Below are 22,232 nucleotides of genomic sequence, written 5' to 3'. Positions count from 1 at the left end.
GAATGAGAAATGGCAACAAAAATAAGTGATATTATAGTACCAGAGGTTTTTAACCCATATGTGATTCAAGAAACAAATAGACTAGATGCTTTTGTTTCTTGTGGAATAATAGCAAATGATCCAGAATTAGATGTGTTAGCCTCTAGTGGAGGTATAATTGTTAATATGCCTTTCTGGAATGATTTAGATGGAGATTCAGAGGAACTTTCTGACGATAAATCATTAACGGTAAATAAAATTACTGCTGGGCAAGATAGAGCTAGATTACACATGAGAGGTAAGGCTTGGGGTGTAAATGACTTAGCTAAGGCTTTAAGTGGTGATGATCCGATGGGAGTTATAGCTTCAAAAGTAGCTAAATATTGGGTTGGTGAAAGAAGTAAAATGTTGTTCAAGTCTTTAGCTGGAATTGAAACTACTGCTAAAGATAACGTACATGATATTAGCAGTGAAACTGGTGAAGCTGCAGTAATTAGCGTTAGAAATGCTTTAGATGCTAAACAAAAATTAGGGGATAATGCATCTAAGTTAACTGGTATAGCAATGCATTCAGCGGTTTATACCAAGTTACAAAAGAATAATGAAATTCAGTTTATTCCAGATTCTGAAACAAAGGTTAATATACCAACCTATTTAGGATATAGAGTTATAGTGGATGATCAATGTCCAAATGATTCCGGAGTTTATACTACTTATTTATTTGGGCAAGGTGCGTTTGGTTTAGGTAACGGACAAGCACCAGTACCAACTGAAACTGATAGAGATAGCTTAGCTGGAGAAGATGTGTTAATTAATAGACAACACTTCTTACTTCACCCTAGAGGAATAAAATGGACTGAAACAACTGTAACCGGTAAAACTCCGACTTTTGCTGAAATTGCAACTGCTGGAAACTGGTCTAAAGTTTATGACACTAAGAACATTAGAATAGTAATATTCAAACATAAAATAGCATAGTGAAGGGGGATTGTTCTCCCTTTATTTTTTATTTCAAGGAGGGATATGAGTGGGATTAGCTGCATTTAATAGAATGAGAAAACAACAGGAAGAATTAAAAGTTAATAAAATTAACTTAGAAGAATTAACAGTTAAAGAGTTAAAAGAAAAATGTGAAGAGTTAGGCTTAGAAGATTATAAAAGTTTAAAGAAAGAGGAATTGCTTGAATTGTTAAAGGGTGATAAATAATGACTATAGAAGAAAGAAAAGCTATTTTAGTTATTAGAAATTATCTAAATAAGGATTTAACCGATGAGTATATATTAACTAATTATGATTTAGCAGTAGACCAATTAATTAATAATGCTGCTAAACTAGAAAATTTAAAACCAACTGGAGTAAAATCTATGAGTGAAGGTAACCAGAGCATTAGTTTTGATAGTAATCCATGGACTATAACGGATGATGTAAAAGCTTTATTACCTATACCATACGTAAGGATGTGGTAACATGGGAGTTCTATTTAAAAATGCAGACATAACTATTTATAACAAGTATTATGATGCTGCTAATGATGTAGATAAGTACCAAATGACAGTTATCAAAGGCGTAAACTGGCAAGGTAAAAGAAATGGTACTGTAAGTGATAAGGGATTACTCTTGGCAGATAGTACCCTTATTTTTATAGATAAGTTAGATAATTATGTTAGTCCTAAGAGATTTGCTAGATTAAACGATACTGAAAGAACTAATTATTTTACATTGGCTCCAGGAGATAAAATTGTAAAGGGTAAGATAAACTTTGAAATTACAGGAATTAAGCCTTATAGGGTAGCTGACTTGGAAAATGAATTTGATGATGTGATAAATATTAAATCTGTAAATATATTAACTGACCATATAGAAGTTGAGGGGGTATAAAGTATATGGTTAATGTACGAATTAACATGGACAAGACACAAAAAATACTCCTAAAGCGGCACCTAGGTAAAAATGGGAAAGCACAAATTAAATTTACCAAGGAAGTTGCGAAAAACTGTAATAATTATGTTCCATTTCTTACTGGTAGATTAAAGGACATGAGTGTTGAATTAAAAACAGATAAAATAATTTATAATGCTCCATATGCAGCAAGGCAGTATTACACCAATAAAGGTGGAAATAAAGGAGCTTTAAGAGGTAAGTTTTGGGATAGAAGAATGTGGAGTGATAAAGGCAATGGTATAGTAAAAACAATAGCCGAATTTGTAGGGGGTAAAGTTAAGTGATAATAGATAGCTTAAGAAATTATATAAGAAAATGCCCTCACTTGGACACGTTTAATAATGCAATAAGGGTGAATGTAAATTACTTAGCTCCGGATGCAGACACTTATTCCATAGAAGAAATACCAATAGAACCTATAGTTAAAAAATATGTCAATGGAGATTCTATAAGGCAGTATGCTTTTATATTTACTTCTCGGAAACCTTATGGAGCAGATGTATTACAGAATATAGATAACAGTGGATTTTACGAAAGATTTGCTGATTGGATTGAAAATAATGACATATTGCCAGTACTGGATGAAGGGTTAGAACCTTTAGAAATTAAAGTTACCAGTACTGGTTATGCTTTTGCCGTTACAGAGGATACGGCACAATTTCAAATACAGTTAAAACTAAAATATTTTAAGAAAGGAAGTAGGTAAAATGGCAGTTAGAAAGAGAAAGATACAAGCTAATTACTTAAAAATTAAAGATGCTTTTGAGTTACTAGGTACAGGCTTTACGGAGTTAAATGAAAGTCCTTCAGCTCAAACAACTTCTAAAAGATATATAAATCAATCAAGTGCATCACAGAGTGTTACTGGTTATGAGTGGGCAAGTGAATTTACTGCTGACCAGATAAATTCCGAGAAAGCTATTGAATATATAAGAGAAATTGGAGAACTGCAAAAGACAGGTCCAGATACAGAAACAGAGTATCTTATTGTGGATTTAGACAAGCCTGCTGCAACTGAAGGAAGTTATAGGGCAAGGCAAATAAAAGTTGCAATATCTATAGATTCATTTGAAGATAATGACGGTGATTTAGGTATTAACGGAAGTTTCTTAGGAATAAGTGATCCAGTAGAAGGTACATTTGATACATCAACTAAAACATTTACTGAAGGTTTTACACCTAAAACAACACAGGAGGGTAAATAATGAAAATTAATGGCGTGGAATTAGAGGATTTAGATATATTTGAAGCTGATACCGTGGAAAAATATGAAGGTGCATTAGAAAAGGTTGTTAATGGTGCGAAAGAAACTGAATCTTTAAAATCATCCGTTGCAATAAGAGAACAGTGCAATCTGGTATTTGATTGCTTTAACACTTTATTTGGTGAAGGTACTGACAAGAAGATATTCGGGAATAAGGTTAATTTATTAACATGTTTAAAAGCTTTTGAAGAATTAGTGGAGTATACTGGTGAACAGAAAAAAGAATTAGAAAAGTTTACAAGTAAATATTCTCCTAATAGAGCTGCTAGAAGAAAGAAAAAATAATGAATATCTTAATTGATTTATTACCAACTTTCGTAGAAATAGAGGGGAAAGAGTTTGAGATTAATACAGACTTTAGAACTTCTATTTTATTTGAATTACTTATGCAGGATGATAATGTAAATGAGGAAGAAAAAATATACATGGCTTTAGAACTTTATTATCCGGAGATACCACCTAATATTAATGAAGCTATAGACCAGATGTTGTGGTTTTATCGTTGTGGTAAAGACATAAAAGAGTCTAAAGGTACTGGAAAAGGAAAGAGTACACAAATATATAATTTTGAATATGATGATGATTATATCTATAGTGCATTTTTAGACCAGTACGGAGTTGATTTACAAGACGTGAATTATCTTCATTGGTGGAAGTTTAAAGCAATGTTTAAGAGTCTTAAAGAGGATAATGAGATAGTTAAAATAATGGGGTATAGAGCTATGGATTTATCTAAAATAAAAGATAAAGAACAGAAATTATATTATAAGCAGATGCAAGACTTATATAAAATACCGTTACCACAAGATGAACAGGATAAATTGGAAAAAATAAATAATATCTTATTAAATGGTGGAGATATTAGCGAAGTATTGTGATATATTCCTAATATACTGTATAATAATGTTGTATTAGGAGGGATTGCAATGGGATTATTTAGAAAGAAAGATAAATGTAATAAAGAAAAGAAATCAGCGAAAGAAGTTGCTGTCACAATGTCTAATAATGTGTTTAAAAATACATTGCTAGATGGTGAAACTATAGAACATGCTATTCAAGGAAAAGGGGAAGCAAAAAACTTAATTTTTTCAGCGGGTATTTTAGGTGCTACGGATAAAAGATTATTATATTACTTTCAAGATGGAAGTGAAACCGGTGTAGAAACAATAATGTATGATAAAATAATATCTATTACAAATATCAGTGGCTTTGAAAGTAAAATGGGAAATTTTATTGGTGTAGCAGTAGAACTTGCTAACGGAAATAAAAGAATAGTTAGATGCTTAGATAATGACGATCAAAAGAAATTGATAAATGAATTGATATTTTATGTAGAAAGTAAAAGATAATTAAAATTAGATTTCAAGCACTTACATTAGTAAGTGCTATTTTTATGTATAAAAGAAGGTGATTAATATTGAAGAGATAAGATGCCCTTATTGTAATCAGCTTTTACTAAAAGCTGATTACATTAAAGGTGAAATAAAATGCACTAGATGTAAAAGAATAATTAAATTAAAGATTAAGGAAAAGACAGAGCTTAGAGCCACACCTTAGAGTAGTGAGCCAATGCCTGCTTTTTTTATTTTGTAAATAAAAAGGCAGGTGAAATTATGTCTGATGGAAGAATTGTAATTGATACAAAAGTTGACAGTTCTGGAGCAGAAAAAGGAATAAATAAGCTTAGTGGTATTGCTAGTAAAGGATTAAAAGGATTTACTACTACTGTTGGAAAAACAAGTGGTGTAATTACCGCTATTATGGGCTCTGTTGGTGTTATTTATAATTCACAGATGGAACAATATATGGCAGGCTTTACCACTATGTTAGGAAGTGCTGATAAAGCTACAAAACACATTAACGAATTAAAAGAGTTTGCCGCAAAAACTCCTTTTGAAATGTCAGACTTAGCTCAAGCTTCTACAACACTACAGGCGTTTGGAGTTGATGTTAAAGAAGTTACACCGGATTTGAAAATGTTAGGTGACATATCTCTAGGAAATAAAGAGAAATTTAACGGCTTAGCATTGGTATTTGGGCAGGTTAAATCTCAAGGAAAACTTATGGGACAAGATTTAATGCAAATGATTAATAATGGATTTAATCCATTGCAAGTAATATCTGAAAAAACAGGTAAATCTATGTCTCAACTTAAGGATGAAATGTCAAAAGGAAAGATAACATATGAAATGGTTGCCGATGCAATGAAAATAGCTACCTCTGAAGGGGGTATGTTTGCGGGTGCTATGGATAAACAGAGTCAAACTATGTCAGGTTTATTATCCACACTAAAGGATAACTTAGGTGCATTGGCTGGTAAATTAGCTGAACCGATTTTTAAGCTTGCTAAAAAAGGAATGGAAGACTTTTTACCAGTTCTAGATAATGTAAGTGCTGCGGTTGACAAAATGTTTCAAAAAATTGAAGAGGGAAAAAGCGTGGGTCAATCTATGTATGAAGCTTTTCAAGGATTAATACCAGAAAATATTCTTTTTAGTATTACGTCTGTAATAGACGGAATTATTTTTGCTATAAAAGGATTAGTAGCTTTTATAAAGGGAGATACTGAAAAAGCTAGAGATATGTTTTATACCATGTTTCCTACTGATGACATTGGCAATGAAAAATATGTTGACATGATTATGGGCGTTTTGGATGTTATAAAAAAACTTTTTAATTTTGTAATTGATAATAAAGATTCAATTATTGCCGCATTTGTAGGAATAGGTGTTGCAATGGAAGTTTTTAAAGCAGTGGAACTTGTTCAAAAATTTATTAAGGCTTATAAAGCTTGGAAAATTGCAACTGAAGGCATGACGGTAGCTCAATGGTTACTCAATACTGCAATGGCCGCTAATCCTGTAGGTATAATTATAGCAGCAATAGCTGGACTAGTAGCTGGTATAGTTGTTCTTTGGAATGCAAATGAAGGTTTTAGAGATGCAGTTATAAATATATTCACCCAGATAGGTGAATTTTTTAAGAATTTATGGAATACCATAGTTATCTTTTTTACAGAAACAATTCCCAATGCTTTTATGCAATTTATAACCTTTATGTCAGAACTGCCGGGGAAAATATGGAGTGTAATAACTCAAATATTTAACTTCTTTGTACAACTTGGAATAGACTTAGTTAACTGGGTTGTTACTGCAATACCACAATTTATATCTAGCTTTATAAGTTTTATATGTTCCCTTCCAGGTAAAATAGGATATGTAATAGGAGCCATACTTGGTACATTTGCAAGATTTGCAGTAGATTTAATTACTTGGGCAGTAACTAATATACCTAAGTTTGTAGTTAGTGTAGTTACATTTATAGCACAGTTACCAGGCAGGATATGGACTTGGTTATGTAATGTCATATCTAAGGTAGTAACTTGGGGTGTTGAAATGGTTTCAAAAGGAATAACTGCAGCTATTAATTTTGTAAGTAATGTTATAAAATTTGTTGCATCTTTACCAAGCAAAATTTGGGAGTGGTTAAAACAAGCAGCGGGTAAAGTTTTATCTTGGGGAGCAAATTTAGCATCTGCAGGTGCAAGGGCAGCTGGTGAATTAGTTAAAAGTGCAGTAGATGGTATAAAATCATTACCGGAAAAATTTCTTGAAATAGGGGTAAATCTTGTTAAGGGACTTTGGAATGGTATAAAAAGTGTAAAGGATTGGATTTGGGGTAAAATTAAAGACTTTTGTGGTGGAATAGTAGATGGATTTAAGGATTTCTTCGGAATACATTCTCCTTCAAGACTTATGAGAGACATGATAGGTAAAAACTTAGTTCGAGGTATTGGAATAGGTTTTGATATTGAGACTCCAAACTTACAAAAAGATATAGATTCTAATTTATCTAGCCTAACCGCTAAAATGCAGGCTACAGTAGATTATGAAACTTCTAAGACATCAAGAGCAATGACTTCTGGTAACAAAACTATAAATAATAGTAACACAGTAACTAATAATGATAATGGGGTAACTCAAAATATTCATATAAACCAACCAGTAAAATCTCCTGCTGAAACCGCAAGAGCTCTTAAAAAAGTTGGGAGGGATTTAGTACTTGGATGTTAAATTTTTAAATTTAAAATTTGAAAGTGGTAATAAAACCTTAAATATAGAAAAAGATAGTGATTATAAATTGATAAAAATCGAAGGATTGGAAAGCTCTGACTACGAGGTAAATATAGAGCAAAATAACAATTATGATGGTGGTTATATAAATAAAAAAAGAGTATTACCAAGAGATGTGTTTATAGAAGTTGATTATAAGGGACTTAATAAGGAACTTGAAAGGCAAAAACTAATAGGATTTTTCAATCCAAAACAACAAGGCATTTTAACAACTAATTACTGTGGAATTGAAAGATTTATATTATATGAAGTAGAAAGTTTTAAGGCTCCTATGGATAATTTATATGCACCTTTAAACTTTAAGGTTGATTTAGTTTGTCCGGACCCATACTTAAAAGATTATATAACCGGTGAAGAAATAAGTACCTGGATTGGTGGTTGGAAGTTTAAATTTAAACTTCCTTTTAGATTTAAGCAAAAGGGAGAAACAAAGAAAAATATTTATAATAGTGGGCATGTAGAAACACCAATGGAAGTTAGATTTAAAGGTCCAGCAGTTAATCCTAGCGTTATAAACCATACAACTAGGGAATTTATTAAAGTGAATCGGGAGTTAACCTCTGATGATACTCTTTATATAACAACAGGGTTTGGTAACAAGAAAGTAGAAATTGAAAGAGAAGGTAAAAGGGTTAATGCATTTAACTATATAGACTTAGATAGCACTTTTTTTAGTTTAGTAGTAGGAGACAACCTTATGGAATATACTACAGAGAGCTTAGAACCGCAGAGTGTAGAAATTAGGTATAGAAATAGATATTTGGGAGTATAGGAGGTGTTAGATTGGAATACTATGGCTTTTTTAATGGTGATGCAGAATATGGACAAGAGGAGTTTTCTAGGTACTTTGATAATGGCTTTGAAAGCGGTGTAAGTATAGAAAATAACAATATGACTTTAGATGTTAGTAAAGCAAGCACTGGAGTTACAGTGGCTAAAGGATTTTCTATTATAAGAGGATTTTATCTTTATAACGATAACTTAAAAACTATTAGCATAGCTAGAGACAGTAATTATGACAGGATAGATAGAGTAGTTATTAGATTAAACTTATCTACCAGAAAAGTATCTATAGAGCTTAAGCAAGGTACTCCAGGAAGTTCTCCAGTAGCTCCAGGACTACAAAGAGATAATCTTATATGGGAGTTGTCTTTGGCACAAATAAAAGTCCCTAAGAGCGGTGATTTTGTTGTTATAGATGAAAGATTTAGAAAGGATTTATGCGGAGCTATAAGACCTAAAAATCTTACTGAATTTAATAACATGATAAAGGGTCTACAAAAACAGTTTGATGATTGGTTTAATAGTCAACAAACCAAAGGTTGGAGAAATATCTATATACAAGATACAGAACCAACAGGGGCGGTGGTAGGTAGCATATGGATATAAAAATTTTTGATAGAGATATAAATTTCATTGGAGAAGTGGATAAATTTACTTCTTTTTTTTATATCTCTAAATGGGAGACCTATGGAGAATTTGAATTCCATGTTACAGATTTTAATAAAGAACTAATTCAAAAAGGTAATATTATAATGATCGACAGAGATGGTTATAGAGCTGGAGTCATAGAACATATAGAAGTTGACACGGAGGACACAGAAGATATTACTATTAAGGGTTTTAGTTTAGGTTATTGGCTTACTAATAGGATTACTGTGCCACCTACTGGCTACGCTTACCATGCTTTTAATACTAATGTAGAAGATATAATGTTAGCTTTAGTTAAAGCCAATGCAATAGATCCATTAGACACTAACAGGAAAATACCAAATTTAATTACAGAACCTTCTAAAACTAGAGGAATAAAATTAGAATTTCAAACTAGATATAAAAATCTAGATGAAGAATTAACTAAGCTGTCTAAAACAAGCGGTTTAGGTTGGACTATAACTTTAGATTATAGAACTAAAAAATTTGTGTTTAAGGTATTAGAAGGAAAGAATTTAAGTACAGAACAAAGTATTAACCCCCCACAAATTTTTAGTGTTGATTATGACAATATCCGTAAAAGAAATTACCTAGATTCTAACATAGGTTATAAGAATATGGCATATGTTGCAGGACAAGGAGAGGGTAAAGATAGAGAGATTCAACCACTTAACAATACGCTTAGCGGTTTTGATAGAAGGGAAACATTTATTGATGCTAGAGACATAGAAGAAGGAGGAAATCTAGTAGATAGAGGAAAAATAAAACTAGCTGAAACACCACAAATAGCTAGTTTTGAGTGTGAAGTAGACCCTGTAGCCTATAGGGTTAATTGGAATCTTGGGGATATTGTAACTACATTAGATAAAAAATTAGGACTAATAAAACATAATAGAGTTACAGAAGTAAAAGAAATATGGGAAGATAGTTATAAAATTGAGCCTACTTTTGGGACTACTATTCCCACACTTGGGGAAAAAATAAAACAAACACAAGATACTCCACTCCAAGAATCCGTACAAGGTCCTCCAGGAGAAGCTGGAACACCAGGAGATAGAGGCCCTCAAGGATATAGTGTGCAATATCTTTGGAATGGAACTAAGTTAGGAGTTAAGAGAGAAGATGAAAGCACATATATTTTTGCAGATTTAAAAGGTGACAGGGGTGATATAGGCCCTAAAGGAGAACAAGGTATTCCAGGAATTAAAGGTGACGCTGGTCCTCAAGGGTTACGAGGAGCAACTGGTCCCAAGGGTGATAACGGAATAACACCAACTATAGGAGTGAATGGTAATTGGTTTTTAGGGAGTACGGACACTGGAAAACCTTCTAGGGGGCAACAAGGACCTAAAGGTGATACTGGATTAACTGGCCCAAGAGGTTTACAAGGGCCGCAAGGTTTAAAGGGAGATATTGGTCCACAGGGGGTGCAAGGTATTCAAGGCCCTAGGGGAGAACAGGGTATACAAGGGCCCCCTGGTAAAGATGGAAAAGATGGAACACAAATAATTTCTTCTGCCACGGAACCAGTTAATGTAGTAGAAGGTACAGTATGGATATAAGGGAGGTATAAATAATGGATGTAACAAAAATAATAAAAAGACCTTTTCAAATTAGAATTCCAGGAGGATGGGAGAAACATTATTTTGAAACTAGTGAAGACATGATTGTTAATATAATTCAATCTCTAGAAACCACTGGTTATAGAAAACTACCTGGAGGATTAATTCTTCAATTTGGACAAGGTCTTGCAAGGTTTGTAGGTGGAGCTAGTGGGTATGTAAGTGAAAGAGATGTAGTTTTCCCAGTTGCTTTTCAATCGAGGGCTTATTTTATAATTCCAAGTTGCAATAATATAACAGCATACCCTAGTGGTAGCCAACCTGGCTCTGGTGGTTACAAGACTGGTTGTAAATTACTTTTTAGAAGTACAGGCGGAGCAGACTCAGAATATCAGTGGTTTGCAATAGGATATTAATAGGATATTAAGAGGTGTAGAAAAATGAAATATATATTTGGAAGCGGAGAAAACTTCGGATTTAAAGATGAAGCTATAAATGAAATTTTAGAAACAGATATACCAATATCTAATGAAATATATAACAAGTTCTTTGAGCTGCAGAGCCAAGGAAAACAGTTTAAAATAAAAAATCTCCAGGGTAAAACCTTTGAGGAAATATTCGAGGAAGTTATTCCAGAACCAATAGAACCACTACCACAAGAACCAAGTCCAATAGAAAAGATGCAGGCAGAAAACAAGCAATTAAAACAAGATATGGACGATATGAAACAAAACATGCAGCAGACAATAGCTGAATTAACAATGATGATAGCAACACCTCAATAAGGGGTGATTTTTTATGTTTAAATTTATTAAATGATTTTATGGGAGAGTGGTAAATATGTTTAAATTAACAAAAGAAAGTGGATTAGTAAAAAATGTTTGGGTGCCATTAATATTGAATGGTACTTATACATATGAGCAAGTACCAGCACTTTTGAACCTTAGAGAGTGTGTAGGAGAAGTATTAAAGGAAATGGGAGCTATAGAACAAATTTAAATTTGTAATAGAATGTTTGTAATAATATGACTTAGTTTTAAAATAGAACTTTTCATGTTTTTTTTATAACATGAATTTATAGGATTATGAAGCATATATTAATAATAAAAAATATTGGAGTTGATATATGTTGAAGGAAAAAATAGAGTTTTTAATTAATAAATATGGTAATGTAAAGGATTTTTCAATTAATAATAAGATAATGTACCCAAAAATGAAAGAAAATATTAAAATACCAGAACATGATGTTTATGGTAAAGGTATAAGAGTTCAGGACTTACCAGATAATATAAAACTAAATATGTGTTGTGCAGTCATTGGAGCACAACCATTTGCTAGAGATGATATTATCGCATACTCTTTAATTAAAGTAGGAAAAAATAAAATGAAAGTCCTATTTAACGAGGGGCGAGATGAAGATGTTGAAGTGATGGGTTTTGACGCAGTATATTATTATAAAAGACTTAAAGACGTGGTAATAAAGAGGGAAGTTGAAATAGGGGATGTATTTTTTCAAGAAATAAAAAGAATTGAGAATTCTGTTTTTATCACTTTCTATTCGGAAATTGAAAGTGATTTATTAGATAATGTTCTAGATTTTGCGCAAGAAATATCTGAGGAGATAATGGATAACTTAAGGTCATCATTAGGTTATAACATAAGATATATTGGAGGTGTAAAGAATGAAAAGGAACTTACTAAAGAGATAATTATTCCCTTACTTAGAAAACTAGGTTTTATTAATGTTCGATACAATCATGGTACTTATGAACATGGGAGAGATATTATATTTTCTAGAAAAACAGAATTTGATGATATGGAATATTATAGTGCACAAGTGAAATTTGGAGATGTTTCAGGTGATATTAGGTCACGACAAACAATTGAACTTCTTGAACAAATAAAACAAGCGTTTGAAATTAGTTTTAGAGATATATACGGGAAAACTATTGAAGGAATTTCAAAACTAATAGTTATAATATCGGGTAAATTTTCTAAACCAGCATTAGATCAGCTTAATGATGGATTAAAAAACAATGAAGCAATAAAGAATAATGTGATATTTATTGATAGACAAAAATTAGAGGGGTTAATAGAAAAGGTAGAGCATATTTAAAATGGAGAAAGAAGTTACATTAATTAAGTCCTTTTTTATATTATTTTTTGGAGGTGCATTTTGGAAAATGAAATAATTAAAATGGTTGCTAGCCAGGGAGTGTTTGCGATTTTTTTCGCTTACCTCCTTTTTTATGTGCTAAAAGAAAATTCGAAGAGGGAAGGGAAATACCAGGAGATTATATCAGATCTAACACAGAAATTTAATATCCTAGATGATGTTAAAAAAAGTGTAGACAAAATAGAAGAAAAATTAGAAAGGTAGGAGATTATATATGAAAATAGCAGTAAGAGGTGGACATAATTTTTTAGCAAAAGGTGCAAGTGGTTTAATTGATGAAACAACGGAGGATAGAAAGGTTAAAGATGCAGTAATTAAATATTTGAAGCAAGCAGGACATTCGGTTTTAGATGTCACACCAGGAAATATGGATTCTAGTTCAGATTTGGCGTATGGAGTTAACAAGGCTAATAATTGGCGTGCAGAACTATTTATATCTATACATTTTAACAACGCATATGATAGTTATAATGGTGCAATAGGTTCAGAAGTGTGTGTATACAATACTTTTGATATAGCACAAAGAGTTGTAAATAAATTAGGTGCATTAGGATTTAAAAATAGAGGACAAAAGGTTAGACAAGGTTTATATGAATTAAGAAAAACTGCATGTAAAGCAATTATATGTGAAGTTTGTTTCTGTGAAGCAACAGAGGATGTAACACTATATAAAAAATTAGGTGCTGATGTAATAGGCAAAGCTATAGCAGAAGGTTTAACTGGACAAACTGTTAATAGTACACCTTCTACACCAAAACCACAAGCTAAAGTAAAGAAAACTTGGGAAATTAATATTCAAGGACAAATAATTAAAGACTTACAGTATCAGTTAAACGTTCAATGCAACGCAAATTTAAAAGTAGATGGTTATTGTGGAGATAATACTGTAAATAAGTTAATAACCGTTCGTAAAGGAGCTAGGGGTAATATAACTAAGATAATACAAAAACTACTTATAAGAAAAGGATATTCGGTTGGTAGTTATGGAGCAGACAGTGTATTTGGAAATGGCACTTATAACGCTGTTTGTGCAATACAAAAGGCAAATGGATTAAGTGTAGATGGTGTGGTAGGTAAGAATACTTGGAAAGTTTTATTAAAGAAATAGGAGGGATGGATAATATGAGTATATTAAGTTTAATAGTATTAGCATTAATAGGAGAATCAGTTTGGGAAACATTAAAGATGTTATGGCAGCAAGGGAAGGTATCTGTAGATAGAATAGGGGCACTTATAGTTGGCTTGTTACTTTCTTTAGGTACAGGCATAGATATTATGTCTATGGTGGGCATTCCAATGAAATACAGTATACTAGGTGTTATTTTAACTGGTATATTAATAAGTCGTGGAGCAAACTTCATGCACGATATATTAGCAAGTATAAATAATATACAAACTAATTCTAAATTAAATGCTCCAAAAGAAATAGATCCAGTAAGTATAACAGAATTTAGAGATTAACTTTTAGGCAGCAAGCGGGGAAAACTCTGTTTGCTACCTTTTTTATTTTTTGCCTTGTTGATAACATGTTAATAACATACCATCAATGGGGTATTTTTATATACCATGGATATACCACCATAGGGGTATAAAACTATATACTGGTAAGCTATATACTAGTAACCATATACGTATAATAAGACTATATTTAATAAGACTTATATAATAAGAGATATATAAAATACTATAGTATAAACAACTAAGTATTATATACCTAAAGGTATACTATAAAATAATCGTTGGCGGTTGTTTTGTCAAGTATAAATTTAAATAAAAAGGTAACTATAATTAAATTTAGTTACCTTTTTCCATATTCTTTTAATAACAATTCTAAAGCTTTATCAAATAATTTTGAGATTGGAATAGAAGTTTCAGCTGACAACTCTTTAAATTCTTTTAATAGCTCTTTATCAAATGTACTTGAATAACGTTCTCTATTAACTAAAGTATCTTTTTTATTTTCCATAAAAACCTCCTAGATTTGATTATATCTATATTATACCATATAAATTAATTAATTATAAGCAATATTAATTAACTTTTTTCAAAAAAATAGTTGATTAATGTTAATCAATGTTGTATACTAAAATAAATTAATCAATATTAATTAACATTAATCAATAAGGAGGTCAACTATGAGTAACGGATTTACTAAAATAGACAATTCTATATTAGAAGACCAAAGCATATCTTTTGATGCAAAAGGCATTTATGCAATTCTATCAAGATATATTTCAATTCCAGGATTTAAAATAAACAAATCTCATATAAAATCTGTTACTGGATTAGGGCTTATTAGGTTTAATAGAGCATGGAAAGAACTTAAAGAAAAAGGCTTATTAATACAGACTAAAACAAGTGTTAATGGTAGATTTGAATATACTTATAGCCTGGGTAAAGAAAAATCTACTGCTCCAGTAGAAGAAAAACTTAATAAAAAACCAGTGGACAGTGATGGTAATGCTCCAATAGAGGGACAAATTTATATTGATGAAGTTATAGAACCAGTAGATAAAGATGTAGATATAGTAACTAAAGAAACTGGATTTAATAAAGGAAATGCTATGGAGCTATTAAGGGCTGCTAGTAATAATATTTTAAAAATAATACAAGCTTATAAATATGCTTTGCAGCAGAGCAATGTTAAAAATCTTTTCAAATATACATTATGGTGTATAAAAAACAATGTATGCCATAAAGAAAATAAGGTGAAGACAAGTACATTTAATGATTATGCACAACGGAAATATGATTATGACAAACTTGAAAAGGCATTACTCTACGGAGAAGAATATGAGTTGCCAGTATAGGAGGGTGATTTAAATGAATATTGAACTTATAATAAAGATTTTAAAAAAATCAGTAGAGTCAAGCGAAAGGGATTACAATAGGAATTTAGAGTTATTCGGTGAAGAAAGTGAATTAACTAGTTACCATAAAGGGCAATTAGAGGCGTATAAATTACTACTAGAATTTATTGAAGTTAATAATAAAATAGATGGGGGTATGTAAGAATGAGTAATTCTTATGATGTTACAGAAGTATACGAGATTGTAGAGTTTTTTAAAACTTTAAATAAGAATGACCATAGAAGATTTGAGAGTAGAAAAAATATAAGTTTAGAGTTGAATAAAATAGAATGTACTGAAAAAGAAAATTATACGAAAGAAGATATCTTGAAGATATTAAGAAATATTCTATAAATATAAAAACTGGAGGTAATTAAAATGAGTAAAATAACAGTTGTAGATTTAGGAAATTACTACATTAAATATATAGGTGAAAACAAAGGTAGTTTTAGCTCAAAATACACTACAGATTATCAAAGTTATCAAGAAAGTTTTCAAAGGGTGGAGATAGATGGATTTATAACATACTTAACTATAGGAGAATTTTCAAAGGAGTATGATAAAACTAATAAGGAGAATTTCATTCCTCAACTAATGTATGCTATATGCAAGGCTAACAAAGAAGATGTTATAAAAACTAATTTATGTCTAATGTTGCCTATAATGCAGATGGCCAATAAAAACAAGCTATTGGATATAATAAATAAACATAAGAATACTAAATTAAAGTTTAATGGCCAGGATAAGAATATTAATATAGAAGATGCTTTAATTTTACCTGAAGGTTATAGTTCTTATTTTAGTTTAACAAAAGAACAGAGGCAGGGCGACATATGTTTAATAGATTGTGGAAGTAGAACAATAAATTTAAGCGTTTTTGAAAATGGAAAAGTAGTAAAATTGCAAACCGTTAAGCTTGGATCATATGACTTCTATACTAAAATTAAAAATATAGAGAATAAAGATTACAGTGAGGAAGATATTCAAAGGCTTATAAATAATAAAATAATTACAGTAAATCCAAAAGAGTATAATTTATTTTTAAATAATATACTAAATGCTATAAAGCCATATGTTAACCTATCAACTTACAAAGTATATTGGACTGGTGGTACAAGCTTAATGTTAAAAGACTATATAAAACAATTGAAACTGCCAAGTAATACTATATTAGAAAATGCAAGTACCAGTAATGCAGATGGGGCGCTTGAAGCAACTAAGAAGGTGTGGAATAATAATGGCAATAAGTAAGAATAGCAGAAGGGTACAATTCACACTTAATAACTCCAAAGATAAAGAAAAACAGATAATACAATTCCTTGATGGCTGCTTAAATCCTAATGCAGCCATCAAGGAGATTATTTTTAGCTATATAGTGAGTAACTGTGATACACCATTACTCAAAGTTACTCAATCAGAAGTAACTCAAGGTGATACAAAGTCACCACAAGTGAGTAACATTGACAATAATATAGTGAGTGATAGTGATGATAAGTTAGTAGAAGTGAGTAACTGCGAGGAGAAGTCACTAGAAGTGAGTGAACTTGAAAAAAATGAAATGGATGAATTAAGTAAGTTTTTATAGAGTAGATAAAATTACCCTGTTTTTCATATGTTTACAAATTGTACAAGCTATTGTATAATTTAATGGTAGAATTACATATTAGGAGGTAAATGTTATGAAAAAAGTTGTAGGAATTATCAGTATTGTTCTTTTCTTCATAGTTACATTTCAGTCATGTGCAGCGGGATTAGGAAATGCCATGTCAAATTCAAAAGAGGTGAGTGGTTCAGCTGGACTTATTTTAAGCATATGTATGCTTATAGGTGGAATAGTTGTATTAGTATCTAAGAAACACAAAGGAATGGTCATTACTTCTATAGTATTTTATGTATTAGGCGGAGTAATAGGATTTGCTAATGCAGGTACATTTTCAGATTTAAAAATTTGGTCAACATTAAATTTAATATTTGCTGCTCTATTGATTTTTCATTTAGTTAAAAATAAAGAATTATATTTAAAAGAAGCTGAATAGGAAGTAAAGAAGCTCTAGTTTACCTAGAGCTTTTTCCGTACTAAAATCGTACTAATATTTTTTAATAACCTATAAAATACAATATAATATGTATAATTAATATAATGAAAGTAAGGAATATCAACGTTTGATAAACCTTACTTAAATAATGTGATTGAGTGGGAATAGAAATCAAAATTTATATAAGCCTTATATATAAATGTGTTTGATAATTATAAATTTAAAAACGTACTGAAAACGTACTAATATAAATCGTTAAGCTTATTTGCAACAACATCACCTTTATTGGGATATAAATGAGAGTAAGTGTCAAGAGTAGTTTGTACTTTCTCATGTCCTAGTCTTTCAGAAATTAGAAGTGGAGTAAAACCAAGTTCGATTAAAAGAGAAGCATGTGAGTGCCTTAAATCATGTATTCGGATTTGTTTTACCCCACTTTTTTTACATACTCTTTGCATTTCATGTTTTAGAAAAAATTTTGTAAAGTTGAAAATCCTATCAGTTTCCTTATAATCATATAATTTATCTTTATATTCTTTTATATCTTCACATAAAGAATCAGATATAGCAATTACTCTTTTACTCTTAGGAGTTTTAGGTTCATTTATTATATCTTCACCATTAAGTCTTGTATAAGTTTTATTAATACTTAACGTTTTATTAACTAAATCAATATCTTTGAATGTGAGAGCCATTAATTCTCCACTTCTTATCCCGGTCCAAAATAATACTTTAAAGGCTAATGCTGATATAGGTTTATTATTAAATTCTATAAATTTTTTAAATTCATCAACTGTCCAAAATTGCATACTTTCAGCATTCTTTTTTCCCATAGAACCAGCTTTTAGTGCTGGACTAGAACTTAAATTGTAATATTTAATTGCAAAATTAAATATAGCACTTATTTGATTATTTATAAGTCTTAAATACGTTGATGAATATCCTTCTTTAATAAGCTTGTTTTGCCACTTCCTAATGTGATTTGGTGTAATATCATTAACATTCATTTTTTCAAAATAAGGTAGTATTTTTAAATTAATAATATATTTTTTATTTTCTAATGTAGTAATTCTAACTCTTGTGGAAGCATCTTCTAAATATAATTCCACAAGAGATTTAAAACTTATACCACAATCATTTTGTTGCTTTGACAAAAATTCTCTTTCAAATTTTTTAGCTTCACTTTCTTTTTTAAATCCCTCCTTCTTTTTTCTTTTTTTGGCACCAGTCCAGTCGGTGTAGTAAAAACTGCAATAATAGGTACCCCTTTTTTTGTCCTTATAAGTAGGCATAAAAACTCTCCTTTCAAGTGTTTGTTTTTATAATATTTATAAAATAGACAGCTATATTATAAGATTAATATAACTGTCTAAAACTTTTTAACAACAATAAGTGATGGCTCAAAGTACACTAGATATTCATCTATTTCCATGTAGATACCATATTTTTGTTTATAATGCTGTATAGCTTTTTCTAAAAATTCTTCTGTAATATTTAGGTGTTCAGCCATTTCATGTTTGGTTCTAATACCTAAATTAAATGCATTAATTATATCTATAATTCCTACAAGCTTTTCATATCCCCAATTTCTAGCTGTAAGCTCCTGTTTTCTATTTTTAATTTTAGTTTGGTCAGTAATATCACCTACAGTTAAATAATAGTGACCAAGCTCTTCTGCTAATATACAACATTTTTCTTTATCTGTTTTTAAATTTTTATTAATAGCTATTCTATTAGTTCTGCATAAACCATCTTTGGATCTTAATTCAATTTCTTTAACTTTTATGTCATTCTCATATGCTTCTTGAAGCAAAGTATCATATTTCATAAAATCACCATGCATTAATCCCAAAACTTATCATTTTTCATAATATCTAAATCATGCTGCATATCTTCATCCGGAAAAATACCATCTTTATCATGTGCTGCCAATGGAGTCAGATAATCTTCTTTAGTTGCAGATATTTCATTTTTGTTTCTAGATATCCAATTAGGCAATGCATCAACCCAATCAGTCAGAGATTTTATTTTTTGCTCTAATTCTTGTTTGAAAAATAATTCCATAATTTTTTCATCTGATAATCTGTCCTTGTAGATAGTTTTATAATCTCCTTTTGAATTTTTCCAATGAATTGTTGCATATACATAGGACTCTATCAAATCTTTATACCTAAGCAATAAATCACTAAAATGTTCCCTTAATATGATAGTGTCATTTTCGCTTAAAAGTTATCTTCACTCCACTTCATTACACCTTGAAAATATATATTTGATAGATAAGTTACTTGTTCATATTCTGCACTATGCATTTCCTTAATATTGACTTCTCCTATAATCCACATTGGATTTACTTGAAGAGCTTTGGCAATAGATTCAATTACTGGTATTTTAATATCCTTTATATTCCCAGTCTCGTATCTTTGAATAGTAGATTTATGAACTTTAACTTTATCGGCTATATATTGAATAGTTAGACCTAATTCCTCTCTTCTTTCTTTAATTCTTTTACCTATTTCAATATTGTTTATCATTTTTAATCACCTCTGTAAAAAATAATAACACAATTATTTGCGTTATGCAACTTATAAAAAGGAATTGTATAAAAAAAGTTGTATAATGCTATTGACATTAAAATAAATTTAATGTATATTAGGTATTATAAAGTTGCATAACGCGACAAAATATACGTATAAGGAGGTAGAAACATGGTAAATACATTAAAATTAAAAGCAAGAATAATGGAGCTTGGATTAAACTCAAAAAGATATAGCAGAAAAATTAAATCTTGCAGCGCCAACCGTTAGTCAAAAGATTAATAACATTAGAGCCATGAGCTTAGAAGAAGCATTCACATTATCTAAAATATAAAAATTGACATCTCAGAATTCGACAAATATTTTTTTTGTAATGGTGTTGCATAATGCAACAAAGTTATTTGAAATGAAGGTGAATTTATGAATAAAATAACAATGTTTGAAGGTCAGGAGGTAAAAGTAAAAACTGACAAAGGAGTAACACTTATTAATTTAGTGTGTACCGCTAAAAGTTGTGGGCTTATTGGAGTTTCCACCAAGGTTGGTGGAAAGTATGAATTTGTAAGATGGGACAGAATTAAAGAGAAACTTAAACTTATTGGTAAAAATTGTGTGGACAAACCTTCGTCCAAGGAAATTTATTACATCTTAGATGAGATTGAAAACACAGATGATAGGAACACAATTTATATGAGTAGCTGGTTAAGTAAAAGATTAGCCTTAGAATGTCATAGCGATAAAGCAATGAGGTATAAGAACTTTTTAGTGACATTAGATGAAGCTAGAGAGAATGGACAACTACGAATGAATAATGGAGTACTGCAAGTTTTATCTACATCGCTACCAACATTAAATCAAATACTAACAAATTTAGTACCAGCAATGAATAACATAGAAAATCAAGTTAATAGCATGAGTAAGTTAATGTATGACCAATCAGTTATTTACGACCAAGATAGAGAAGATTTAAAGTCATTAATAGGCTTTAGGGCAGTTAATACTAAAAGACTTTCTGACAAGCTTAAAGAGGAACTAAGCGAAAAATTAGGCATTACGGTGACTGCAAATACTAATGCTTATAGAAAAGCCAAAGGTAAAATTTTTAAAGAGTTTGGAGTTGTTAAGTGGGAAGACATACCCGCAAGTAAATACAATGCGGTACATGCTTTTATTGAGGAAGTTGTAGAGGAAATAATATAGGTGATGAAAATGAGTAGTTTTTATAGAGTTGATGACGTGAGAGAAATTTTAGGTATCTCTGAATCTAAAGCTTATAAGATTATACAACAGTTAAATAAGGAGTTAAAAGAAAAAGGATATATAACAATAGCAGGGAGAGTTCCAATTAAGTATTTTAAAGAGAAATATTACTGTTAACTTAAATTAAAGTTTGCTTATTAGGAAATAAGTATAAAAGTTCATGGATTACCAATACTAACCTATAATAAAAACTAGGAGGTATTGAAAGTATGAAAAAGAACAAGCAAAAATAACTGTAAGGATAACCAATAAGAGTGGCAGAGATATAAGTAAGGTTTACACAGAAGTAAATTGCTAGGTTGTACATGGAAGGAAAGTTAAAAATATAGGAGGGATAATTTGAAGCATCCAAAGAGATTGACCCTTAAAGAAAAACAATTGTTATATGGACAAGGATATGATCCTAACAACTATTTAAGAATAAAAAGTTTAGCAGATAAAATCCAGGTTATAAATATTGAAACTGAACAAATAATAGAAGTTTGGAGGTAGCCATGGAAGAGTTAAGAGAAAAGCTTTATGTATCTGTAGAGAAGTATAGAGATTTAACAAATGAAAAGGTTCTGCAGGTAAGCCAAGAGTTGGACAAGCTGATAGTAGAGGAGATGAAAGACAGTGTCAAAATGCTTTAGAAGAGGTCTTAAATATGTATTTAGTGAAAAGAAATTTAAAAAGGATATGGGGTTTAAAAGTGATTTTTTAAAATATTGCAATGGTCAGATGGAGACATAAAAGACATAAAGAAATTTAGGCAAGAAGGACTTAATTGCAGCGAGATAGCAGAAATATATTTTACAAAGAAACAAGCTATTTATGCAGCTTTAAGAAAAAAATAAAAAGAGCTGCCGAAGCAGCCAAATAAAAAATTAAGAAAAAATTCGTTAACTAAATTTTAAATGAGATTGGAGGATTTGTAAAGATGGATAAAAAGACAATTGAATATATGGAACGTAGGGTTAAAAGATATAGGGAGTTAGAGGGTGAGGTTAGAGAAGCTCAAAAGCTAACTGAAAAATTAGAGGGAGTTAAGGATGATAGGTCTTTAATAATTTACATTGATGGTAAA

Annotated in this window: 38 protein-coding genes; 33 read left to right on the top strand and 5 right to left on the bottom strand. The window is 30.5% G+C overall.

From position 1 onward, the window contains the following. Nucleotides 1–9: 9 nt before the first annotated feature. From CC89_RS15620 to CC89_RS15520, 22 genes are all read left to right on the top strand, one after another. Complete coding sequence (locus tag CC89_RS15620; protein WP_035293790.1) at nucleotides 10–957, top strand: major capsid protein; 948 nt, start codon at nucleotides 10–12, stop codon at nucleotides 955–957. A gap of 49 nt (nucleotides 958–1,006) precedes the next feature. Continuing rightward, on the top strand, nucleotides 1,007–1,186 hold the full coding sequence (locus CC89_RS15615; RefSeq protein WP_035293788.1) for a Rho termination factor N-terminal domain-containing protein: 180 nt from the start codon (nucleotides 1,007–1,009) through the stop codon (nucleotides 1,184–1,186). Next, nucleotides 1,186–1,446 carry a hypothetical protein gene (locus CC89_RS15610; RefSeq protein ID WP_035293786.1) on the top strand — a complete coding sequence of 87 codons (261 nt, stop codon included), beginning with the start codon at nucleotides 1,186–1,188 and terminating at the stop codon, nucleotides 1,444–1,446. The genes CC89_RS15615 and CC89_RS15610 overlap by 1 nt, the downstream gene beginning before the upstream one ends. Nucleotide 1,447: 1 nt before the next feature. Beyond that, nucleotides 1,448–1,858, top strand: a complete 411-nt coding sequence (locus CC89_RS15605; protein ID WP_035293785.1) for a DUF6751 family protein — start codon at nucleotides 1,448–1,450, stop codon at nucleotides 1,856–1,858. Nucleotides 1,859–1,863: 5 nt separating this feature from the next. Further along, complete coding sequence (locus tag CC89_RS15600; protein ID WP_035293782.1) at nucleotides 1,864–2,205, top strand: minor capsid protein; 342 nt, start codon at nucleotides 1,864–1,866, stop codon at nucleotides 2,203–2,205. Beyond that, the gene (locus tag CC89_RS15595) at nucleotides 2,202–2,627 is read left to right on the top strand and encodes a chloramphenicol resistance protein (RefSeq protein ID WP_035293779.1); all 426 of its coding nucleotides are present in this window, start codon (nucleotides 2,202–2,204) and stop codon (nucleotides 2,625–2,627) included. Before CC89_RS15600 ends, CC89_RS15595 begins: the two co-directional genes overlap by 4 nt. A gap of 1 nt (nucleotide 2,628) precedes the next feature. Beyond that, a complete protein-coding gene (locus CC89_RS15590; RefSeq protein ID WP_035293776.1) occupies nucleotides 2,629–3,126 on the top strand; it encodes a hypothetical protein in 498 nt (165 codons plus the stop codon). After that, nucleotides 3,126–3,470: a DUF6673 family protein gene (locus tag CC89_RS15585; RefSeq protein WP_035293773.1), complete on the top strand. Its 345-nt coding sequence runs from the start codon at nucleotides 3,126–3,128 to the stop codon at nucleotides 3,468–3,470. The genes CC89_RS15590 and CC89_RS15585 overlap by 1 nt, the downstream gene beginning before the upstream one ends. Continuing rightward, complete coding sequence (locus CC89_RS15580) at nucleotides 3,470–4,063, top strand: bacteriophage Gp15 family protein (RefSeq protein ID WP_035293770.1); 594 nt, start codon at nucleotides 3,470–3,472, stop codon at nucleotides 4,061–4,063. Before CC89_RS15585 ends, CC89_RS15580 begins: the two co-directional genes overlap by 1 nt. 48 nt (nucleotides 4,064–4,111) lie before the next feature. After that, nucleotides 4,112–4,534 (top strand): hypothetical protein, encoded by a 423-nt coding sequence (locus CC89_RS15575; protein ID WP_035293768.1) that lies wholly within the window; start codon nucleotides 4,112–4,114, stop codon nucleotides 4,532–4,534. Between the two features lie 58 nt (nucleotides 4,535–4,592). Beyond that, on the top strand, nucleotides 4,593–4,742 hold the full coding sequence (locus CC89_RS20675) for a Com family DNA-binding transcriptional regulator (protein WP_185750788.1): 150 nt from the start codon (nucleotides 4,593–4,595) through the stop codon (nucleotides 4,740–4,742). Between the two features lie 56 nt (nucleotides 4,743–4,798). Then, nucleotides 4,799–7,258 (top strand): tape measure protein, encoded by a 2,460-nt coding sequence (locus tag CC89_RS15570; protein WP_035293766.1) that lies wholly within the window; start codon nucleotides 4,799–4,801, stop codon nucleotides 7,256–7,258. Further along, nucleotides 7,248–8,090 (top strand): phage distal tail protein, encoded by an 843-nt coding sequence (locus CC89_RS15565; RefSeq protein WP_035293764.1) that lies wholly within the window; start codon nucleotides 7,248–7,250, stop codon nucleotides 8,088–8,090. Before CC89_RS15570 ends, CC89_RS15565 begins: the two co-directional genes overlap by 11 nt. Nucleotides 8,091–8,101: 11 nt before the next feature. Further along, a complete protein-coding gene (locus CC89_RS15560; protein ID WP_035293762.1) occupies nucleotides 8,102–8,707 on the top strand; it encodes a hypothetical protein in 606 nt (201 codons plus the stop codon). Next, complete coding sequence (locus CC89_RS15555; RefSeq protein WP_051931885.1) at nucleotides 8,698–10,311, top strand: Gp37-like protein; 1,614 nt, start codon at nucleotides 8,698–8,700, stop codon at nucleotides 10,309–10,311. The genes CC89_RS15560 and CC89_RS15555 overlap by 10 nt, the downstream gene beginning before the upstream one ends. Nucleotides 10,312–10,325: 14 nt before the next feature. Next, the gene (locus CC89_RS15550) at nucleotides 10,326–10,727 is read left to right on the top strand and encodes a gp53-like domain-containing protein (RefSeq protein ID WP_035293760.1); all 402 of its coding nucleotides are present in this window, start codon (nucleotides 10,326–10,328) and stop codon (nucleotides 10,725–10,727) included. 24 nt (nucleotides 10,728–10,751) lie between these two features. Next, entirely contained in the window at nucleotides 10,752–11,096 is a 345-nt protein-coding gene (locus tag CC89_RS15545) for a hypothetical protein (RefSeq protein WP_035293758.1), read from the top strand. A gap of 55 nt (nucleotides 11,097–11,151) precedes the next feature. Further along, a complete protein-coding gene (locus CC89_RS20670; RefSeq protein ID WP_185750787.1) occupies nucleotides 11,152–11,310 on the top strand; it encodes a hypothetical protein in 159 nt (52 codons plus the stop codon). A 127-nt stretch (nucleotides 11,311–11,437) separates the two neighbouring features. Further along, nucleotides 11,438–12,427: a hypothetical protein gene (locus tag CC89_RS15540; protein ID WP_035293756.1), complete on the top strand. Its 990-nt coding sequence runs from the start codon at nucleotides 11,438–11,440 to the stop codon at nucleotides 12,425–12,427. Between the two features lie 60 nt (nucleotides 12,428–12,487). Continuing rightward, nucleotides 12,488–12,691, top strand: coding sequence for a BhlA/UviB family holin-like peptide (locus CC89_RS15535; protein ID WP_035288741.1), 204 nt, complete (start codon nucleotides 12,488–12,490; stop codon nucleotides 12,689–12,691). A 10-nt stretch (nucleotides 12,692–12,701) separates the two neighbouring features. Further along, a complete protein-coding gene (locus tag CC89_RS21220) occupies nucleotides 12,702–13,595 on the top strand; it encodes an N-acetylmuramoyl-L-alanine amidase (RefSeq protein ID WP_051931422.1) in 894 nt (297 codons plus the stop codon). Between the two features lie 14 nt (nucleotides 13,596–13,609). Beyond that, complete coding sequence (locus tag CC89_RS15520; protein ID WP_035291102.1) at nucleotides 13,610–13,948, top strand: hypothetical protein; 339 nt, start codon at nucleotides 13,610–13,612, stop codon at nucleotides 13,946–13,948. Between the two features lie 337 nt (nucleotides 13,949–14,285). On the opposite strand, the gene CC89_RS20070 is transcribed toward CC89_RS15520, so the two are convergent. Beyond that, complete coding sequence (locus CC89_RS20070; RefSeq protein WP_081896941.1) at nucleotides 14,286–14,453, bottom strand: ribbon-helix-helix domain-containing protein; 168 nt, start codon at nucleotides 14,451–14,453, stop codon at nucleotides 14,286–14,288. A 169-nt stretch (nucleotides 14,454–14,622) separates the two neighbouring features. On the opposite strand from CC89_RS20070, the gene CC89_RS15515 reads away from it, so the two are divergent. From CC89_RS15515 to CC89_RS15490, 6 genes are all read left to right on the top strand, one after another. Then, nucleotides 14,623–15,297: a hypothetical protein gene (locus CC89_RS15515; RefSeq protein WP_035288744.1), complete on the top strand. Its 675-nt coding sequence runs from the start codon at nucleotides 14,623–14,625 to the stop codon at nucleotides 15,295–15,297. Nucleotides 15,298–15,310: 13 nt separating this feature from the next. Next, entirely contained in the window at nucleotides 15,311–15,499 is a 189-nt protein-coding gene (locus CC89_RS15510) for a hypothetical protein (RefSeq protein WP_035288747.1), read from the top strand. 2 nt (nucleotides 15,500–15,501) lie between these two features. Continuing rightward, a complete protein-coding gene (locus tag CC89_RS15505) occupies nucleotides 15,502–15,690 on the top strand; it encodes a hypothetical protein (protein WP_035288750.1) in 189 nt (62 codons plus the stop codon). Nucleotides 15,691–15,714: 24 nt separating this feature from the next. Beyond that, a complete protein-coding gene (locus tag CC89_RS15500) occupies nucleotides 15,715–16,587 on the top strand; it encodes a ParM/StbA family protein (RefSeq protein WP_035288753.1) in 873 nt (290 codons plus the stop codon). Beyond that, on the top strand, nucleotides 16,574–16,921 hold the full coding sequence (locus CC89_RS15495) for a hypothetical protein (protein ID WP_035288756.1): 348 nt from the start codon (nucleotides 16,574–16,576) through the stop codon (nucleotides 16,919–16,921). The genes CC89_RS15500 and CC89_RS15495 overlap by 14 nt, the downstream gene beginning before the upstream one ends. A 94-nt stretch (nucleotides 16,922–17,015) precedes the next feature. Further along, entirely contained in the window at nucleotides 17,016–17,372 is a 357-nt protein-coding gene (locus CC89_RS15490) for a hypothetical protein (RefSeq protein ID WP_035288759.1), read from the top strand. 242 nt (nucleotides 17,373–17,614) lie between these two features. Here CC89_RS15490 and CC89_RS15485 read toward each other — a convergent pair whose 3' ends face one another. The 4 genes from CC89_RS15485 to CC89_RS15470 form a co-directional block, all read right to left on the bottom strand. Beyond that, the gene (locus CC89_RS15485; protein WP_035293753.1) at nucleotides 17,615–18,664 is read right to left on the bottom strand and encodes a site-specific integrase; all 1,050 of its coding nucleotides are present in this window, start codon (nucleotides 18,662–18,664) and stop codon (nucleotides 17,615–17,617) included. A gap of 77 nt (nucleotides 18,665–18,741) precedes the next feature. Next, nucleotides 18,742–19,200: an ImmA/IrrE family metallo-endopeptidase gene (locus CC89_RS15480; protein ID WP_035293751.1), complete on the bottom strand. Its 459-nt coding sequence runs from the start codon at nucleotides 19,198–19,200 to the stop codon at nucleotides 18,742–18,744. 14 nt (nucleotides 19,201–19,214) lie between these two features. Next, the gene (locus CC89_RS15475; protein ID WP_185750786.1) at nucleotides 19,215–19,532 is read right to left on the bottom strand and encodes a hypothetical protein; all 318 of its coding nucleotides are present in this window, start codon (nucleotides 19,530–19,532) and stop codon (nucleotides 19,215–19,217) included. 62 nt (nucleotides 19,533–19,594) lie between these two features. Further along, the gene (locus CC89_RS15470) at nucleotides 19,595–19,903 is read right to left on the bottom strand and encodes a helix-turn-helix domain-containing protein (protein ID WP_051931883.1); all 309 of its coding nucleotides are present in this window, start codon (nucleotides 19,901–19,903) and stop codon (nucleotides 19,595–19,597) included. Nucleotides 19,904–20,326: 423 nt separating this feature from the next. Here CC89_RS15470 and CC89_RS15465 point away from each other — a divergent pair, with 423 nt between their 5' ends. The 5 genes from CC89_RS15465 to CC89_RS21215 all read left to right on the top strand — a co-directional run bounded on the left by CC89_RS15465 (nucleotide 20,327) and on the right by CC89_RS21215 (nucleotide 22,002). Next, nucleotides 20,327–21,106, top strand: a complete 780-nt coding sequence (locus tag CC89_RS15465; RefSeq protein ID WP_035293747.1) for a hypothetical protein — start codon at nucleotides 20,327–20,329, stop codon at nucleotides 21,104–21,106. Nucleotides 21,107–21,115: 9 nt separating this feature from the next. After that, nucleotides 21,116–21,283: a helix-turn-helix domain-containing protein gene (locus CC89_RS15460; protein ID WP_035294615.1), complete on the top strand. Its 168-nt coding sequence runs from the start codon at nucleotides 21,116–21,118 to the stop codon at nucleotides 21,281–21,283. 222 nt (nucleotides 21,284–21,505) lie between these two features. After that, nucleotides 21,506–21,658, top strand: a complete 153-nt coding sequence (locus CC89_RS20660; RefSeq protein ID WP_185750785.1) for a DUF6906 family protein — start codon at nucleotides 21,506–21,508, stop codon at nucleotides 21,656–21,658. A gap of 2 nt (nucleotides 21,659–21,660) precedes the next feature. Then, complete coding sequence (locus CC89_RS20065) at nucleotides 21,661–21,798, top strand: aspartyl-phosphate phosphatase Spo0E family protein (RefSeq protein ID WP_081897086.1); 138 nt, start codon at nucleotides 21,661–21,663, stop codon at nucleotides 21,796–21,798. A gap of 75 nt (nucleotides 21,799–21,873) precedes the next feature. After that, nucleotides 21,874–22,002 carry a hypothetical protein gene (locus tag CC89_RS21215; protein ID WP_286161375.1) on the top strand — a complete coding sequence of 43 codons (129 nt, stop codon included), beginning with the start codon at nucleotides 21,874–21,876 and terminating at the stop codon, nucleotides 22,000–22,002. The last annotated feature ends 230 nt before the right edge of the window (nucleotides 22,003–22,232 follow it).

Origin of the sequence: Clostridium sp. KNHs214 (assembly GCF_000744935.1) — a bacterium.
GTDB lineage: Bacteria > Bacillota > Clostridia > Clostridiales > Clostridiaceae > Haloimpatiens.
The sequence above is the reverse complement of the archived record's forward strand: the minus strand, read 5'-3'. Positions and strand labels throughout refer to the sequence as shown.